Source organism: Vibrio sp. M260118 (assembly GCF_036533755.1).
GTDB lineage: Bacteria > Pseudomonadota > Gammaproteobacteria > Enterobacterales > Vibrionaceae > Vibrio.
Genome location: NZ_JATABG010000009.1, coordinates 13,717 through 30,203 on the forward strand (window position 1 = coordinate 13,717; position 16,487 = coordinate 30,203).

16 protein-coding genes are annotated in these 16,487 nt (G+C 45.1%); 14 read left to right on the forward strand and 2 right to left on the reverse strand.

Annotation, left to right across the window (positions count from 1 at the left end; translation table 11 throughout):
- Positions 1-99: 99 nt before the first annotated feature.
- The 4 genes from ftnA to QTO00_RS01415 all read left to right on the forward strand — a co-directional run bounded on the left by ftnA (position 100) and on the right by QTO00_RS01415 (position 3,292).
- Entirely contained in the window at positions 100-627 is a 528-nt protein-coding gene (gene ftnA, locus QTO00_RS01400) for a non-heme ferritin (RefSeq protein ID WP_004409725.1), read from the forward strand.
- A 71-nt stretch (positions 628-698) separates the two neighbouring features.
- A complete protein-coding gene (uspB, locus tag QTO00_RS01405; RefSeq protein ID WP_038210046.1) occupies positions 699-1,022 on the forward strand; it encodes a universal stress protein UspB in 324 nt (107 codons plus the stop codon).
- Positions 1,023-1,125: 103 nt separating this feature from the next.
- Positions 1,126-2,319, forward strand: coding sequence for an NAD(P)/FAD-dependent oxidoreductase (locus tag QTO00_RS01410; RefSeq protein WP_331422510.1), 1,194 nt, complete (start codon positions 1,126-1,128; stop codon positions 2,317-2,319).
- Positions 2,320-2,467: 148 nt separating this feature from the next.
- Entirely contained in the window at positions 2,468-3,292 is an 825-nt protein-coding gene (locus QTO00_RS01415; protein ID WP_038210042.1) for an HDOD domain-containing protein, read from the forward strand.
- A 15-nt stretch (positions 3,293-3,307) separates the two neighbouring features.
- On the opposite strand, the gene QTO00_RS01420 is transcribed toward QTO00_RS01415, so the two are convergent.
- The gene (locus QTO00_RS01420; RefSeq protein WP_331422513.1) at positions 3,308-4,213 is read right to left on the reverse strand and encodes a DMT family transporter; all 906 of its coding nucleotides are present in this window, start codon (positions 4,211-4,213) and stop codon (positions 3,308-3,310) included.
- 152 nt (positions 4,214-4,365) lie between these two features.
- Here QTO00_RS01420 and rmuC point away from each other — a divergent pair, with 152 nt between their 5' ends.
- The 7 genes from rmuC (at position 4,366) to tatC (ending at position 10,544) form a co-directional block, all read left to right on the forward strand.
- Complete coding sequence (rmuC, locus tag QTO00_RS01425) at positions 4,366-5,916, forward strand: DNA recombination protein RmuC (protein WP_331422515.1); 1,551 nt, start codon at positions 4,366-4,368, stop codon at positions 5,914-5,916.
- 57 nt (positions 5,917-5,973) lie between these two features.
- A complete protein-coding gene (ubiE, locus tag QTO00_RS01430) occupies positions 5,974-6,756 on the forward strand; it encodes a bifunctional demethylmenaquinone methyltransferase/2-methoxy-6-polyprenyl-1,4-benzoquinol methylase UbiE (RefSeq protein WP_331422516.1) in 783 nt (260 codons plus the stop codon).
- A gap of 11 nt (positions 6,757-6,767) precedes the next feature.
- Positions 6,768-7,373: a ubiquinone biosynthesis accessory factor UbiJ gene (locus tag QTO00_RS01435; RefSeq protein WP_331422517.1), complete on the forward strand. Its 606-nt coding sequence runs from the start codon at positions 6,768-6,770 to the stop codon at positions 7,371-7,373.
- Positions 7,370-9,004, forward strand: a complete 1,635-nt coding sequence (gene ubiB, locus QTO00_RS01440) for a ubiquinone biosynthesis regulatory protein kinase UbiB (protein WP_331422518.1) — start codon at positions 7,370-7,372, stop codon at positions 9,002-9,004. The genes QTO00_RS01435 and ubiB overlap by 4 nt, the downstream gene beginning before the upstream one ends.
- Positions 9,005-9,054: 50 nt before the next feature.
- Complete coding sequence (gene tatA, locus QTO00_RS01445; RefSeq protein ID WP_248329898.1) at positions 9,055-9,297, forward strand: Sec-independent protein translocase subunit TatA; 243 nt, start codon at positions 9,055-9,057, stop codon at positions 9,295-9,297.
- Positions 9,298-9,300: 3 nt separating this feature from the next.
- A complete protein-coding gene (gene tatB / locus QTO00_RS01450; protein WP_038210030.1) occupies positions 9,301-9,732 on the forward strand; it encodes a Sec-independent protein translocase protein TatB in 432 nt (143 codons plus the stop codon).
- Positions 9,733-9,794: 62 nt separating this feature from the next.
- Complete coding sequence (gene tatC / locus QTO00_RS01455) at positions 9,795-10,544, forward strand: twin-arginine translocase subunit TatC (RefSeq protein WP_331422520.1); 750 nt, start codon at positions 9,795-9,797, stop codon at positions 10,542-10,544.
- 78 nt (positions 10,545-10,622) lie between these two features.
- Here the strand turns inward: tatC and QTO00_RS01460 are convergent, their stop codons facing one another.
- Positions 10,623-11,384, reverse strand: a complete 762-nt coding sequence (locus QTO00_RS01460; protein ID WP_331422522.1) for a TatD family hydrolase — start codon at positions 11,382-11,384, stop codon at positions 10,623-10,625.
- 147 nt (positions 11,385-11,531) lie between these two features.
- Between QTO00_RS01460 and hemB the strand changes: the two genes are divergently transcribed.
- The 3 genes from hemB to polA form a co-directional block, all read left to right on the forward strand.
- Positions 11,532-12,578, forward strand: coding sequence for a porphobilinogen synthase (gene hemB, locus QTO00_RS01465; RefSeq protein ID WP_331422523.1), 1,047 nt, complete (start codon positions 11,532-11,534; stop codon positions 12,576-12,578).
- 67 nt (positions 12,579-12,645) lie between these two features.
- Positions 12,646-13,101 carry a GNAT family N-acetyltransferase gene (locus tag QTO00_RS01470; RefSeq protein WP_331422525.1) on the forward strand — a complete coding sequence of 152 codons (456 nt, stop codon included), beginning with the start codon at positions 12,646-12,648 and terminating at the stop codon, positions 13,099-13,101.
- 608 nt (positions 13,102-13,709) lie between these two features.
- Positions 13,710-16,487: DNA polymerase I (gene polA, locus QTO00_RS01475; RefSeq protein WP_331422527.1), on the forward strand; the 2,778-nt coding region annotated here is incomplete at its 3' end.

The following is a 16,487-nucleotide window of genomic DNA, read 5'->3' on the forward strand; positions in this document are numbered from 1 at the left end:
TTGCTGATGCGATCTCAGATCCACATTTGGTAAACAAAGTGTTATGGTAATGAACAGGACATAGTTAATTTAAGTTCAGAGACTTAGTAGGAGTGGTAGATGCTATCTCAAGCAATGGTTGAACAATTGAATGAGCAAATTAATCTCGAATTTTTCTCATCCAATCTATACTTACAAATGAGTGCTTGGTGTGAAGACAAAGGATTCGAAGGTGCCGCTGAATTTTTACGCGCCCATGCCGTAGAAGAAATGGAGCATATGCAGCGTCTTTTCACCTATGTGAGTGAGACAGGTGCAATGCCTATTTTAGGCGCTATTGAAGCACCAAAGCACGAGTTTAATAGTCTAGGTGATGTGTTCCGTGAAACGTTCGAACATGAGCAGATGATTACGGAAAAAATCAATAAGCTTGCACATGTAGCGTTTACATCTCAAGACTATTCTACGTTCAACTTCTTACAGTGGTACGTTGCCGAACAGCACGAGGAAGAGAAGTTATTTAAAGGGATCTTAGATAAGCTGGACCTAGTTGGTGAAGATGGTAAAGCATTGTTCTTTATCGACAAAGATCTAGCAGCTTTGGCAAAAGAAGGTTCGTCTTCAATTATGGATGCCCCAGCTGAATAATATTCAGTTTAAGACACTCTAAGCAGATCGTCTTTTTCTCTGGGCATTCTAGAAGATGTAGGGAGGAAAAGATGATCAATGCTGATACAGTTCTATTCGTACTAATGATGGTGACGCTGGTGAATATGGCCCGTTACCTAACTGCGCTACGCTCTCTGATATACATCATGCGTGAGGCCCACCCATTGCTATACCAACAAGTCGATGGTAATGGCTTCTTTACTACCCACGGTAACGTCACCAAACAAGTACGCTTGTTCCATTACATTAAAAGTAAAGAGTATCACCATCATCATGATGAAGTGTTTACTGGTAAGTGTGACAGAGTTCGTGAGCTGTTTATTCTCTCTACCTCTCTACTAGCGGTCACCTTGTTGGCAGCGTTGATACTGTAGGTCAATTGGCATCCGCCCTAAATGGCGTTAAAATGGCCGCGCAAATTGCTAAGGATGTGCATCACGCACATCCTTTTTTATTGGTTTTTAAGAGTAGTTTTTCATGACTGAAAAGTTTGATGTCGTCATTATTGGTGCGGGTGCCGCAGGACTGATGTGCGCAGCGGAAGCTGGTAAACGTGGTCGCAAAGTTTTGGTTCTTGATCATGCCAAAAAGCCAGGACGTAAAATCCTCATTGCTGGTGGCGGCCGTTGTAACTTCACCAACTATGATGTGTCAGCAAATAACTACTTGTGCCAAAACCCACACTTCGTTAAGTCTGCTTTATCTCAGTACACTAACTGGGACTTTATCTCCATGGTTAGTAAGCATGGCATTGAGTTCGAAGAGCGCGATCACGGCCAGTTGTTTTGTGTTGGTGATTATGACTCAAAGAGCATCGTAAAAATGCTCCTTGCTGAGTGTGACTTACCAAGCGTGACACAACGTTATCAGCAAGATGTGCATCATATTGAGAAAACCGCGACTGGATTTGAGTTACACGCCAACACCAGTGTGATCACATGTGAGTCATTGGTAGTAGCAACGGGTGGACTTTCAATGCCGAAGCTTGGTGCTACGCCGTTTGGTTATAAAATTGCAGAGCAGTTCGGTTTAAGTGTAATACCAACAACAGCAGGTTTAGTGCCGTTTACTCTGCATAAAGAGGATAAAGAGGCATTGGCTGAACTGTCAGGCATCGCTATCCCAGCTGAAATTACTTCTCAAGATGGTACAGTGTTTAAAGAGGCTTTACTCTTTACTCATCGCGGCCTCTCTGGCCCTTCAGTGCTGCAAATTTCATCGTTCTGGAAAGCCGGACAGAAAGTGACCATTAACCTAGTTCCAGAGGTGGATGTTGATGAGCTATTGCAGCGTTCACTAGAGAAACATCCAAATCAAAGCCTTAAGAACACGCTCGCCAAGGTGTTGCCCAAGCGTCTTGTAGAAGTGCTAGTCGAACGTAATATCTTTGCAGATAAACCGCTTAAACAATTTGGCCCTAAACAATTACAAGCCATCACTGAACAACTTGAGAATTGGCAAATTGCGCCTAATGGCACGGAAGGTTACCGAACGGCGGAAGTAACATTAGGCGGTGTTGATACTAATCATCTATCGTCAAAAACCATGGAGTGTAAGCAGGTTTCAGGCTTGTACTTTGTTGGTGAAGTTATGGATGTTACAGGTTGGCTTGGTGGGTATAACTTCCAGTGGTGCTGGAGTTCTGGTTTTGTTGCTGGTCAGTGGGTGTAACTCGTAGCCTTTGTCAGTATTGGCGAGTAGTAAGTATTATTTCCCTAGGTGTTACTATCTCTGTTTGTGGATGATTTCTAATTGTATTTCATGCATTAGTACTACACTTAATCTATAAAAAGGTTAAAGGTACTAAGGAGTCATCGCTATGAGCCAAGAAGCACTGATCTCTCGCATCAATGAATTGCCACGCATCGAAAGTGTCTTGCAAGAGTTGCTAGAGATGGTTAATCGCGACTCTATTGATTTTGGCGAGTTAGCTCACAAAATGGCAATGGATCAGGTGTTACTCGCTCGAGTATTAAGGATGGCAAACTCGGCACAGTTTGGTGGTGTCAAAGGGGTAGTGAACATCAATGATGCCATTGTACGAATTGGCATCGGTGCGATACGCAATTTGATCTCCTCATCGATATTGGCCTCAACCTTTCCTAAAATTGAAACGCTCAATATTAAGGACTACTGGGCAACGACGTTTGAAGTTGCGACGATTGCAAGTACGATTGCTAAGGACATTAAACTCGATCCAAATGAAGCCTTTACCACGGGTATTTTACACAATATCGGTGAGTTGATGATTCATACCTTAGAGCCGGAGAAAGCGGTCGCTATTAGCCAGCGGGTCGCCAGTGGTGAAAACGCTGCTCAAGTGCAAAAAGAGGTGTTGGGTGTCGATGCGCAAGAGTTAGGTGCAGTATTGGCTGAGAGTTGGAAATTTCCAACAGAGCTAGTAGACGCTATCGCCAATGTTAATCACCCGGCTAAAGCGGTTGAATCAAAGCGCTTAGCTTGTTTAATGTACTTGGCGCGAGATGCCCATCAACGCTGGGATATGATGCTAGAAGATAGCGAAAAGCAGAACTATCTCCAGCACAGTAAGGCAGCAAGAGCTTTAGATGTTTCGCCAGTTTTGGCCACGATGATCGATGAAGTGCGTGGTCAAGGTAGCGAGCTTGCTTATCAACTCTTTTAGGTGAGTAAAGTCTCACTATGCCGCCTGTTTAGTGTGGCCTTTCTTGCCAAATTTAATTTGTTGAATAATCAGACCTGTAATGATTAGCACTAAGCCTACTAGTGTTGATGGGTGAATATCTTCGCCAATAATGGTCGCGAGCAGCATCAGTGAAATAAAAGGTGAGGCAAAAATGAGGTTACTCAGCCGAGAGGTGTTTTGCGTCAGTTTTAATGCACTGATCCACAGCACAAAGGTAATTCCCATTTCAAATAACCCCACATAGCTTACAGCCAACCAACCTTTGGTTGTCATTTGGCTAAACCCAACACCTTCATACAGGGTTAGCCCAATTGCAAAAGGGGTTGCCACTAAAAAGCCTAACAAGACGCCCACAATTGGATCTGCCTTGTTCTTAGTGTTCAGAATCCAATAGCTTGCCCACAGTAGAGTAGAAAACAGCGCTAGGCCAACACCGAGGGGGCTCTCAAAGTTCAGGCCAAGGATATTGCCTTTGGTGGCGATAACTATTACGCCTATGTAGCTGAACGTACAGGCTATCCAATCCTGTTTACGGATGGTTTGGCCCAGAAACAGTGCTGCCATTAAGGTCAGTGTGATCGCCCAGCTATAGTTGATCGCCTGTGCCTGTGAGGCGGGAAGTAGTTCATAGGCTTTGAACAACACTACGTAGTAGGCGAGAGGATTAATTAGTCCTAAAAGCAGGTAATACCAGGGGTTCGATAGGAATGTACTAGGCAGTAAGCTTAGCTTTCCTTGGTATGCACAGATAGCAATCAACGCGATTGCAGAGACAATACTGGCAACGGTTAGCATTTGAATGGGAGAAAACTCTGCTAGAGTGAGTTTGAATGCAGTGGCCACGGTAGACCAGAGAAGGACCGCAGATAAACCTAAACTTAAAGCACGACGCTCGTTCATGATCTTCCTTAACAAAACAACCGAGTAACAGGTTAGCGTACGAAAATAATTCGCCTAGTCTATCCGCTCGAGATCTAACCGACAAACTGGACATTTATCCAGTACTCAAATACCATGGAAAGTATCTCGTTCTCAACAGTTAAATCTTTATTATGCAGTGGATTCTCGACCATCAAGATATGTTAATTAGCGGTCTCGCTGGCGTGGTAACCAGTGGTTTCGCCGTAGGGTGGTGGGTTAAACAAAAGATGCGTTTCGACAATCAATTGTTGCAGCAGCAGCTAGAGTCAAATCGACAGCTGGCAAACAGCCAAATTGCTCAGTTGCAAAAGGAACTAAGTGACGCACAGCTTGAATTGGATGAGCTCGACACTGAGCGTGATAAAGCGGCGTACGAGTTGAAACAATCTCACGGTAAGCTAATGGCGGTGCTTGAGAAGCTACGCTACTTTGATGCGGTTAAGCAGGAACGCCAGCAATACGCTGATGACCTTAACTTAGTGCGCGAGCAAAAGTCCCAGTTAGAAGCCGAGTTACGTGAACAGCAAGCTCGCCATGAGCAACAGACACAAGCTAACCAAGAGAAACTACAATTGCTAGAGCAAGCGGAAGAGCGACTAAAACAGCAGTTTGAGCAGCTTGCTAACCAACTGTTTGAAGCAAAGACTGCCAAAGTGGATCAGCAGAACCGCCAGAGCTTAGATGGCTTACTTTCTCCACTCAAAGAGCAACTGGAAGGATTTAAAAAACAAGTCAACGACAGCTTTAACCAAGAAGCCAAAGAGCGTCACACCCTAGTCCATGAGTTGAAGAATCTTCAACGCCTCAATGAACGGATGACTAAAGAAGCGCTCAACCTTACCCAAGCGCTGAAAGGTGATAACAAGCAGCAAGGCAACTGGGGCGAGGTTGTTCTGGCTCGTGTGCTAGCAGAGTCCGGTTTGCGTGAAGGGCACGAGTATCAAACTCAAGTGAATCTACAAAATGAGGCGGGTAAGCGCTTTCAACCCGATGTGATTGTTCACTTACCACAAGATAAACAGGTTGTCGTCGATTCTAAAATGGCGCTAGTGGCTTATGAAAGATACTTCAATGCGGAGACAGATAGCGACAGAGAGTGTGCACTAAGTGACCACTTACTTGCGCTTCGTGCTCATATTAAAGGGCTTTCCCAAAAGGATTATCACCAACTTAAGGGTATCCAAAGCCTTGACTATGTATTGATGTTTATCCCTGTAGAGCCTGCATTTCAAGTTGCGATTCAAGCAGACCCTAGCTTAGTGAAAGATGCGATGGAGCAAAATATTATCTTGGTAAGCCCGACAACCTTGCTGGTGGCACTGCGTACAATAGATAACCTGTGGCGCAATGAGCGACAAAATCAAAATGCACAGCTCATTGCTGAACGTGCAAGTAAGTTGTACGACAAACTGCGTTTGTTTATTGATGATATGGAAAGCTTGGGCGGGGCGTTAGACAAAGCCAACCAGAACTACCAAGGGGCAATGAATAAATTGGCGACTGGCCGAGGTAATGTTATTCGACAAGCTGAGAGTTTTAAGCAACTTGGTGTAGAGGTTAAACGAACGATTTCTGCTGATCTCGTTCAGCTTGCTCAGCACGATAATCTCACAGAAAACAGTGTCGTGGATAAAAATGAGCCTATCGTCGAAAGACATCCGCATGAGGATAAAGTAAACTAATCGCCCGCAGTACTGAGGTCGTGTCAGTTAGCAGTGCTGCTCGAAGAGGAATCATCAATGACGGATACAAGCGTGCAATCGAATACAGCTTTAGAATCAAATGAAACCACTCACTTTGGTTTCACTACCGTAGCCAAAGACGAAAAAGTGGCTAAAGTTGCTCAAGTTTTCCACTCTGTAGCAGCGAAATACGACATTATGAATGACTTAATGTCCGGCGGTATTCATCGCTTATGGAAGCGTTTCACGATCGACTGTAGTGGTGTTCGTCCGGGTCAGCGCGTGCTAGACCTTGGTGGTGGTACAGGAGACTTAACCGCTAAGTTCTCACGTATTGTTGGTGAGAGAGGGCACGTGATCTTAGCGGATATTAACAACTCTATGCTCAATGTTGGCCGCGATAAGCTGCGTGATAACGGCATCGTTGGTAATGTTCACTATGTTCAAGCTAACGCAGAAGAGTTGCCCTTCCCTGACGATTACTTCGACGCGATTACCATTAGCTTCTGTCTACGTAACGTAACAGACAAAGATAAAGCGCTACGTTCTATGTATCGTGTGCTTAAGCCTGGTGGTCGCTTGTTGGTTCTTGAGTTTTCAAAACCAATCCTAGAGCCGTTATCAAAAATCTATGATACCTACTCGTTCCACCTATTACCAAAAATGGGCGAGCTTGTCGCAAACGATGCAGAGAGTTATCGCTACCTTGCTGAGTCTATTCGTATGCACCCGAACCAAGAGACGCTTAAGGGCATGATGGATGAGGCAGGTTTTGAGCAGACTAGCTACTACAATCTAACCGGTGGTATCGTTGCGCTTCACCGTGGTTATAAGTTCTAGGGTAGGTCGTTATGCCATTTGAGCCTCTTGTTACTGCGGTCATTGAAACCTCACTCAATACCTTGATTAACGATGATCCAGAGTTGGGTCGTCGTCTCGCTCGCCTGAAAGGGCAGGTGATTCAAGTCCACCTTAAAGAGTTAGATAAAACCCTAACTTTTATCTTTAGTCAGCAAATTGATGTTTTGGCTCACTATGAAGGTGAGCCGGATTGTTACTTGTCGCTTCACTTGTCGGTACTGCCAGAACTGCGTGATCAATCGAACATTACCAAGCTGATTAAGCAAGATAAGTTAGTGCTGGAAGGGGATATTCAACTGGCGCAAAAATTCTCTCAGTTGATGACAGATTGTAAGCCGGATATTGAAGAGTGGTTATCGCGCGTGACTGGCGATGTCGTTGCGCACACCGTTGTGCAAGGAGCAAGCAGTGTTGGTCAATTCCTTAAATCACAGGTGACCAAACACCAAAACCACCTTGCTCAAGTACTGACTGAAGAGTGGCGAATTGCGCCAGCGCCTTTGGAAGTGGCTTATTTCTGCGATCAAGTTGACGATGTAAAGAGCCATGCTGCGCGTGTTGAAGCTAAGCTGAATAAATTGTTGGAGCGTGCATGACCCCAACTGAGCTGCGCCGTTTATACCATATTGTTCGAGTCCAACTAGAGTATGGGCTTGATGAACTGTTACCGACTCATCAACTGACCAAAGCCCCTTTACTGGCAAGAAAATGTCTATTTTGGATTAAAAATAAGCATCCAGAAAAACCGCTGGGTGATAGGCTGCGTTTGGCTTTGCAAGAGCTTGGCCCGGTATGGATCAAGTTTGGTCAGATGATGTCGACGCGTCGTGATCTTTTTCCACCACAAATTGCCGATCCGCTGGCCTTACTTCAAGACCAAGTTTCTCCTTTCGATGGAGAGCTAGCGAAACAACAAATGGAGCAAGCGCTTGGTGGGCCACTCGAAAATTGGTTTGATGATTTCGAAATAGAGCCTTTAGCTTCCGCTTCTATCGCTCAAGTACATACTGCTAAGCTCAAATCGACTAACCAAGAAGTGGTATTAAAGGTTATCAGGCCAGATATTCGCCCGGTCATTGATGCAGATCTAAAACTCATGTACCGAATGGCTCGTATAGTCGCCAAAGCACTTCCTGAAGCACGTCGTTTAAAACCGGTCGAGGTGGTGCGCGAGTACGAGAAAACACTGCTGGATGAGTTAGACCTGCGTCGTGAAGCTGCCAATGCGATACAGTTAAGACGCAACTTCGAAGGAAGTGAAGAATTATACGTTCCTGAAGTTATTACTGACTTTAGTAATGAAACTGTCATGGTTTCTGAGCGAATATACGGCATCCAAGTTTCTGATATTGAAGGCTTGAAGGCCAATGGCACGAATATGAAGCTGTTGGCGGAGCGTGGTGTCAGCGTTTTCTTTACCCAGGTTTTTCGTGATAGCTTCTTTCATGCGGATATGCACCCGGGTAACGTGTTTGTTGAGCCGGAGCACCCTGAGAACCCACGTTGGATAGGTTTAGATTGTGGCATTGTTGGTACGCTTAATAGTGAAGATAAGCGCTACTTAGCAGAAAACTTCTTAGCTTTTTTTAATCGTGACTATCGTCGTGTAGCGGAGCTGCATGTTGAGTCAGGATGGGTTCCACGTGAAACCAATGTTGATGAATTTGAGTTTGCGATACGCATTGTGTGCGAGCCGATATTCGCTAAGCCGTTATGTGAGATCTCATTCGGCCACGTATTGCTGAACTTGTTTAATACAGCACGTCGTTTCCATATGGAAGTTCAGCCGCAGTTAGTCTTGCTACAAAAGACATTGCTTTACGTGGAAGGTCTAGGTCGCCAACTGTACCCGCAGCTTGATTTGTGGGAAACCGCCAAGCCATTCTTAGAAGAGTGGATGATGAATCAAGTCGGGCCAAAGGCAGTCATCAATGCGGTTAAAGACCGTGCGCCATTTTGGGCTGAGAAACTCCCTGAACTTCCAGAGCTGCTCTACGATAGCTTGCGCCAGGGTAAAATGATGAACCAGAGAATGGATCAGCTTTACCAAGGTTATCGCTCAAGCAAAAGGCAGCAGGCGACAGGAAAATTTTTATTTGGTGTTGGTGCCACATTAGTCGTATGCTCGGCAATACTGGTCAACAGCACATACGAGCAACTTTCAATGATTAGCGCCCTAGGTGGGGTCACATTTTGGTTGCTTAGTTGGCGAGCTTATCGTCGATAGACGTTAAACTCTTGAAATAAATTTGTTTAATAAGACCCGAGGTAAAAAGAATGGGTGGTATTAGTATTTGGCAACTTCTGATCATTGCTGTCATTGTCGTTCTACTATTTGGTACTAAGAAGCTACGTGGTATTGGTGGCGATCTTGGCGGCGCTGTAAAAGGCTTTAAGAAAGCGATGAGCGAAGATGAGTCGGACAAAGACAAGAAAGACGCAGACTTCGAGCCAAAAGCAGTAGAGCAGCAAAAAACAGACGCAACTGCTGAAACTAAGAAAGACAAAGAGCAGGCATAGATCGTGTTTGATATCGGTTTTTGGGAACTGGTATTAATCTCTGTCGTCGGGCTAGTGGTTCTTGGTCCTGAGCGTTTGCCCCATGCGATTCGTAGCGTATCTAAATTCATCGGCGCTGCTAAAAATATGGCAAATAGTGTGAAAGACGAGCTTTCACACGAGCTAAAGGTTCAAGAGCTGCAGGACAACCTACGTAAAGCTGAGAAGATGGGTATGGAGGATTTATCTCCTGAACTTCGTTCTTCAGTTGAACAGCTCAAGCAAGCTGCGCAAGATGTTCAACGTCCTTATGCTAATAAAAGCGAAACGCCGACGAACAGTGCCGAGGAGGTCAACGAAAGTGTTGAACCGACTCCGAATGCCAATGACTCAGTGGGCGCTGTTGAGAGTATAAATACTCAGCCAGCCCCTCAGGCTGATAAAAAAGCCGAATAGTCTCGTTTAGGAGGAGCTGCATATCCGTAGCTCCTTTTTGATCTTCTAGAATAGAGGTTTCCATGTCTTCTGTTGAGCAGACACAACCTTTGATTAGTCACCTATTAGAATTGAGAAACCGCTTGCTGAGAGCAATCTTAGCAGTGCTGGTGGTTTTCATCGGGCTAATCTATTTTGCCAATGATATTTACGAGTTTGTTTCAGCGCCTTTGGTAGAACGCCTACCTGAAGGGGCGACAATGATCGCGACAGATGTTGCTTCTCCCTTCTTTACGCCGTTAAAGCTGACTTTAATTGCATCGATCTTTGTTGCTGTACCGTTCATTCTTTATCAGGTGTGGGCGTTTGTCGCTCCGGGCCTCTATAAGCATGAACGCCGCTTGATCATGCCATTGATGTTCTCAAGCTCGCTGTTATTTTACTGTGGTGTGGCCTTTGCTTACTTCGTCGTGTTCCCACTGGTGTTTGGCTTCTTCACGGCTATTTCTCTCGGTGGGGTTGAGTTTGCAACAGATATATCCAGTTATCTCGATTTTGTCTTGGCTCTATTTTTGGCTTTCGGCATCGCATTTGAAGTGCCTGTCGCCATCATCTTGCTTTGTTGGACAGGGGCCACCGATCCTAAGAGCTTAAGCCAGAAAAGACCTTACATCATCGTTGGGGCGTTTGTTGTTGGTATGATGCTGACACCACCAGATATGATCTCGCAAACTTTATTGGCGATTCCTATGTGCTTACTGTTTGAAGTAGGCCTGTTCTTTGCGCGTTTCTATGTACGTAAAGATGACGGTGAGGATAGTGTGGAAGAGTAGCTCTTTCATTGCATTGTATAGAACAACGGGGTTGATAGCTTATTATCAACCCCGTTTTGTTTTTGGGGAACTGGAGAACTATAGGCTAAACAGCGTCTTGGCGTTATGAGTGGTGAGGTTATCTACTTGCTCGATACTCATTTCTCTTAGGTCAGCTACGCGTTGAGCGACCAGCGAAGTATAAGCGGGCTCGTTGCGTTTGCCCCGGTGTGGAACTGGGGCGAGGTAAGGGCAGTCGGTTTCCAAGATAATGTAGTCCATATCGAGGTGAGGAATAACCTTATCCATACCGCCATTCTTAAAGGTAGATACGCCACCCAGTCCGAGATGAAAACCGAGATCGTTGATCGCTTTTGCTTCCTCAACGCTGCCACCAAAGCAATGGAATACGCCAGAAAGTGAGCCATCTTGCTCATTGCGTAGCAGAGCTAGCGTCTCTTCAATCGAATCTCGTGTGTGGATCACAGCAGGCAGTTTCATCTCTTTGGCCCAATTGAGCTGAGTGATAAAAGCCATCTCTTGTTCTGCTTTGTAGGTTTTATCCCAGTAGAGGTCGATACCAATCTCACCGACAGCGATAAAATTGTGCTTTGCAAACCATGAATAAATAACCTCTAGGCTCTGCTTAACATTACCATCGACGTAGCAAGGGTGAAGACCCATCATAGAGCGACAAACGTCAGGATACTGAGCCTCGGTACGTAACATAGGCTCAATTGAGTCTAGGTCGATGTTTGGCAGCAGAATCTTGTCAATGCCTTGCGCCAATGCTCGCTTGACTACTTGGTCGCGGTCGGTATCAAATTCGGTCGCATAAATGTGCGCGTGGGTATCTATCATGGCCTTTCTCGCAATCAATCAGTGCTGAGAGTATACGGCAGTGTAAGCATTTGGTCATTTGTTGCATTTTTCTCAGCGTGCAGTGGCATGATGAATTTTGAATGATATTATGCAAGCCAAGCACTTTCACCACACAAGGAGAATAGAGTGTCAGTTTCGATTCAAGGTCAATTCCCAGGCCGTCGTATGCGTCGTCTACGCAAGCATGACTTCAGTCGCCGTTTGATGGCTGAACATCAATTGTCAGTTAACGATCTGATTTACCCGATGTTTATTTTGATGGGTAAAGATCGCCGCGAAACCGTTGAATCAATGCCGGGTATTGAACGCCTGTCGATTGATTTAATGCTAGAAGAGGCGCAATACCTCGCTCAGTTAGGTGTACCTGCTATCGCTCTATTCCCTGTGGTAAACCAAGATGCCAAAAGCCTATGTGCTGCAGAAGCTTACAACCCTGAAGGCTTGGTTCAGCGTGCAGTACGTTCTTTAAAAGAGCATGTGCCAGAGATTGGTGTGATTACTGATGTCGCGCTTGATCCCTTCACCACTCATGGCCAAGATGGCATCATCGATGAAGATGGTTATGTGCTCAATGACGAAACAACCAAAGTATTGGTTAAACAAGCGCTGTCTCATGCAGAGGCGGGAGCCGATGTGGTTGCGCCATCCGACATGATGGATGGTCGTATTGGCGAAATACGTAAAGCGCTAGAACAAGCCGGCCATATCAATACCCAGATTATGGCTTACTCTGCTAAGTATGCTTCTTGTTACTATGGCCCATTCCGCGATGCTGTCGGTAGTGCGAGCAATCTTAAAGGTGGCAACAAGAAGAACTACCAGATGGACCCTGCTAACAGTGATGAAGCACTTCATGAAGTGGCAATGGACGTTAATGAAGGTGCGGACATGGTCATGGTTAAGCCTGGTATGCCGTATCTTGATATCGTGCGCCGTGTGAAGTCTGAGCTCGAAGTACCGACATTTGCTTATCAAGTATCTGGCGAGTATGCGATGCACAAGGCAGCTTTCGCCAATGGCTGGTTAAAAGAGCGTGAGACAGTAATGGAATCTCTACTGTGCTTTAAACGCGCCGGTGCGGATGGCATCTTAACGTACTTTGCAAAAGACGTCGCCGAGTGGTTGGCGGAAGAAAATGCCCAAGCAGCGACGTTCTTAAAAGACGACCAGTAATAGCCTTAGCTAAGTAATAACTATCAGGCTGACGTATGTCAGCCTTTTTTCGTGTTGGAGAACCTTGATGAGCATTATTTATCGTTTCGGAACGTTAGAAGAGTGTGTTCAAGTGGTGCAAGAGATTGATGAGTTTAGCCACAAAGAGACGGTCGAAAGTTTGTCGGCACGCCTAGAAGGGAAACCGCGTTCCTTAATTCAAATTGCTCAAGAAGGGGATAACCTACTAGGGTTTAAGATTGGCTACCAGATTGATGAAACGACTTTTTATAGTTGGTTTGGTGGTGTGTCTTCACTGGCGCGTAACAAAGGAGTAGCTCAAAAGCTGCTCGAAATTCAGGAGGCTTGGGTTAGTGAGCAGGGCTATCAGCAGCTTAAGGTGAAATCGCGTAACCAGTTTCCAGCGATGCTGATGTTGTTGATTAAAAATGGCTATGTGATTGAAAATTATGAGCAAAAAGAGCCTTTGCTTGAGAGTCGTATTCATTTTGTGAAGCAGTTGGATAAGTGTCATCAAAATTAAATGAGATTTTTTCTCATTTAGGTGTTGACGTATTAAATGAGAATGGTTATTATTTATCTCGTCTTAGGGAATGAGAGAAGTTCACAAGGACGTTGAGTTACCAAATTCATAAATGGAGGTGGTGATGACACTGAACTTAATCGAACTTGCACGAGTTCTTTTTGACACGACATTGCTCACATTGCTTCCAGTGTAATTTATAGCTTTATGGCAAAGCACATCATTCACCTGAATTGCTTTGACCCCTTTTTGCTAGGCGACATCGAACGATGTCGCTTTTTTTATGCCTTCAATTTGTCCTCGAACAAAAGGACACCAATAGTCTTTTCCACAATGCAAGATCATTTTGGGATCGATCTTTAAACGATCGATCTTGAATATATTTCTTAATTAACATGCATTTATCGTTGATTTTGATTTTTGTGTTCACTGTTTTATATCCTGTGGGTAAATAATATAAACAGAGTTATCCACAGAGAGGCTGAGACCCAGGCAAAGGAATAGTCAAATGTGTCGGAGCAGATCAAAGAGTTAAAATGGATTCACTGTCTTAGTCATGGCATCCTAAGCAGATCTTTTTGTGCATTTTGTTTGGATACGTAAAGACTATGGCCAACATCCCTGACAATCCGTTGATTTTGATCGACGGTTCTTCTTACTTATACCGCGCGTTCCACGCTTATCCAGAAACGATGAGTAATGGTGAAATACCAACTAATGCTGTTTATGGTGTGGTTAACATGCTGCGCAGCATGATGCGTCAGTTCTCTTCAGAGCGTATTGCTGTTGTGTTTGATGCCAAAGGAAAAACGTTCCGTGACGAAATGTACCCAGAGTACAAAGCTAATCGTCCTCCAATGCCAGATGATCTGCGTTGTCAGATTGAGCCTTTGCACAACGTAATCCGTGCAATGGGCTTGCCGTTGATCTGCACCCCAGGTGTCGAAGCCGATGATGTTATCGGAACGCTAGCTTACCAAGCGTCACAGGCGGGTATGCCGGTACTGATCAGTACTGGTGATAAAGATATGGCGCAGTTAGTGGATGACAACGTTACTTTGATCAACACCATGACTAATGTGGTGATGGATCGTGAAGGCGTGGTTGATAAGTTTGGCATCCCACCCGAGCTTATTATCGATTACCTCGCGTTGATGGGCGATAAGGTCGATAACATTCCGGGCGTTCCGGGCGTGGGTGACAAAACAGCAACAGCATTGCTGCAAGGGATTGGAGGTATCAACAAACTGTATGAAAATCTCGATGATATTGCCCCTCTTGGCTTCCGTGGTTCGAAAACCATGGCGAAAAAGCTACTCGATAACGAAGAAAATGCCCGTTTATCCTATGACCTAGCGACGATAAAGCTTGATGTTGAGCTAGAACAGACGCCTGAATCTTTGCTTAAATCTGAACCAAACAGAGACGAACTGATTAAACTTTATGGTCAATTGGTGTTTAAGTCGTGGCTAAATGAACTTCTCGATGGCGGTTCAGGTGCAGTTGAGGCTGATGAAAAATCAGCAGCTAAACGTTCAGCAACTTCCGTGAGCAATGTTGCTGAAATGGATACTTCGGCGGTGACTATCGATCGTAGCCAGTACGAAACTATATTAGATGAGGCCACTTTCAACACTTGGTTAGAGAAACTAACAGCTGCTGAAGTGTTTGCATTTGATACAGAGACCGACAGTTTGGACTACATGGTGGCAAATCTAGTCGGTCTATCATTTGCGACTGAAGAAGGTATTGCTGCATATGTACCTGTTGCTCACGATTATCTAGATGCACCAGAGCAGCTTGATCGTAACTGGGTTCTTGAGCAGTTAAAACCAATCCTAGAAGATGAGGCTCAAGCGAAAGTAGGTCAAAATCTTAAGTATGACGCGAGCGTGCTTGCACGTTACGGCATTGAGATGAAAGGTATTAAGCATGACACCATGCTGGCTTCATATGTATACAACAGCGTTGGTGGCAAACACGATATGGACAGCTTGGCACTACGCTTTCTTCAGCATAGTTGCATCTCATTCGAGCAAATCGCGGGTAAAGGTAAGAACCAGCTGACATTCAACCAGATTGATCTTGGCGAAGCTTCACCATACGCGGCAGAAGATGCAGATGTCACGTTGCGTCTGCATAACCGTTTGATGAGCAATATTGAGCAAGATGACAAGTTAAAAGCGATCTACCAAGAGATTGAAGTTCCTTTGGTACCCGTTCTTTCACGTATTGAGCGCACCGGTGTTCTGATTGATGACATGAAGTTATCTACTCAGTCACAAGAGATTGCTCAACGTCTTGATGAACTCGAACAGAAGGCGTTTGAAATTGCTGAGCAAGAGTTCAACATGAACTCGCCAAAGCAGCTGCAAGCGATTTTATTTGAGAAAATGGGCTTACCAGTTGTCAAGAAGACACCTTCTGGTACGCCGTCGACTAATGAAGAGGTTTTGCAAGAGCTGGCGTTGGATTACCCTCTGCCTAAGCTCATTTTAGAGTACCGTGGGTTAGCTAAGCTAAAATCAACCTACACTGACAAACTGCCTAAGATGATCAACCCAGAGACTGGGCGTGTACATACCTCGTACCATCAAGCCGTAACGGCAACGGGTCGCTTATCATCAACCGATCCAAACTTACAGAATATTCCAATTCGCAATGAGGAAGGTCGCCGTATTCGTCAGGCATTTATTGCAGAGCGTGGCTATAAGATCATGGCGGTCGATTACTCGCAAATTGAATTACGTATTATGGCACACCTGTCTGGCGACAAAGCGTTGTTAGAGGCATTCCAGCAAGGCAAAGATATCCACGCAGCGACAGCAGCGGAAATAATGGGCACAACTATAGAACAAGTAAGTTCTGAGCAGCGCCGTCGTGCCAAAGCGGTTAATTTTGGCCTTATCTACGGCATGAGTGCATTTGGTCTGGCTAAACAGCTGGGTATTCCTCGTGGTGAAGCGCAAGACTACATGAACAAGTACTTTGAACGTTACCCTGGCGTTATGCAGTATATGGAAGATACTCGTAGCGCAGCCGCAGAACAGGGTTATGTTGAGACTATCTTCGGTCGTCGTTTACACCTTCCAGAGATTAAGTCGCGTAATGGTATGCGTCGTAAAGCGGCTGAACGAGCTGCGATCAACGCACCAATGCAAGGAACCGCAGCTGACATCATTAAAAAAGCAATGTTGTTAGTCGATGAGTGGATTCAAGCAGAAGGTGATAGTCGAGTTAAGTTATTGATGCAAGTACACGATGAACTGGTATTTGAGGTTCAGGAGTCAGCTTTAGCCGAAATTGAAAGTAAAGTACAACAATTGATGGAAGCTGCTGCGGAGTTGGACGTGCCACTCGTCGCTGAATCTGGTCATGGTGACAAC

Excerpts from the sequence above, each read along its gene's own strand:
- QTO00_RS01460 (WP_331422522.1), bottom strand. The coding sequence starts at position 11,384 with ATGATAGATACCCACGCGCACATTTATGCGACCGAATTTGATACCGAC.
- QTO00_RS01435 (WP_331422517.1), top strand. The coding sequence starts at position 6,768 with ATGCCATTTGAGCCTCTTGTTACTGCGGTCATTGAAACCTCACTCAAT.
- QTO00_RS01470 (WP_331422525.1), top strand. The coding sequence starts at position 12,646 with ATGAGCATTATTTATCGTTTCGGAACGTTAGAAGAGTGTGTTCAAGTG.
- QTO00_RS01410 (WP_331422510.1), top strand. The coding sequence starts at position 1,126 with ATGACTGAAAAGTTTGATGTCGTCATTATTGGTGCGGGTGCCGCAGGA.
- ubiB (WP_331422518.1), top strand. The coding sequence starts at position 7,370 with ATGACCCCAACTGAGCTGCGCCGTTTATACCATATTGTTCGAGTCCAA.
- tatC (WP_331422520.1), top strand. The coding sequence starts at position 9,795 with ATGTCTTCTGTTGAGCAGACACAACCTTTGATTAGTCACCTATTAGAA.
- rmuC (WP_331422515.1), top strand. The coding sequence starts at position 4,366 with ATGCAGTGGATTCTCGACCATCAAGATATGTTAATTAGCGGTCTCGCT.
- uspB (WP_038210046.1), top strand. The coding sequence starts at position 699 with ATGATCAATGCTGATACAGTTCTATTCGTACTAATGATGGTGACGCTG.
- ubiE (WP_331422516.1), top strand. The coding sequence starts at position 5,974 with ATGACGGATACAAGCGTGCAATCGAATACAGCTTTAGAATCAAATGAA.
- tatA (WP_248329898.1), top strand. The coding sequence starts at position 9,055 with ATGGGTGGTATTAGTATTTGGCAACTTCTGATCATTGCTGTCATTGTC.
- ftnA (WP_004409725.1), top strand. The coding sequence starts at position 100 with ATGCTATCTCAAGCAATGGTTGAACAATTGAATGAGCAAATTAATCTC.
- QTO00_RS01420 (WP_331422513.1), bottom strand. The coding sequence starts at position 4,213 with ATGAACGAGCGTCGTGCTTTAAGTTTAGGTTTATCTGCGGTCCTTCTC.
- QTO00_RS01415 (WP_038210042.1), top strand. The coding sequence starts at position 2,468 with ATGAGCCAAGAAGCACTGATCTCTCGCATCAATGAATTGCCACGCATC.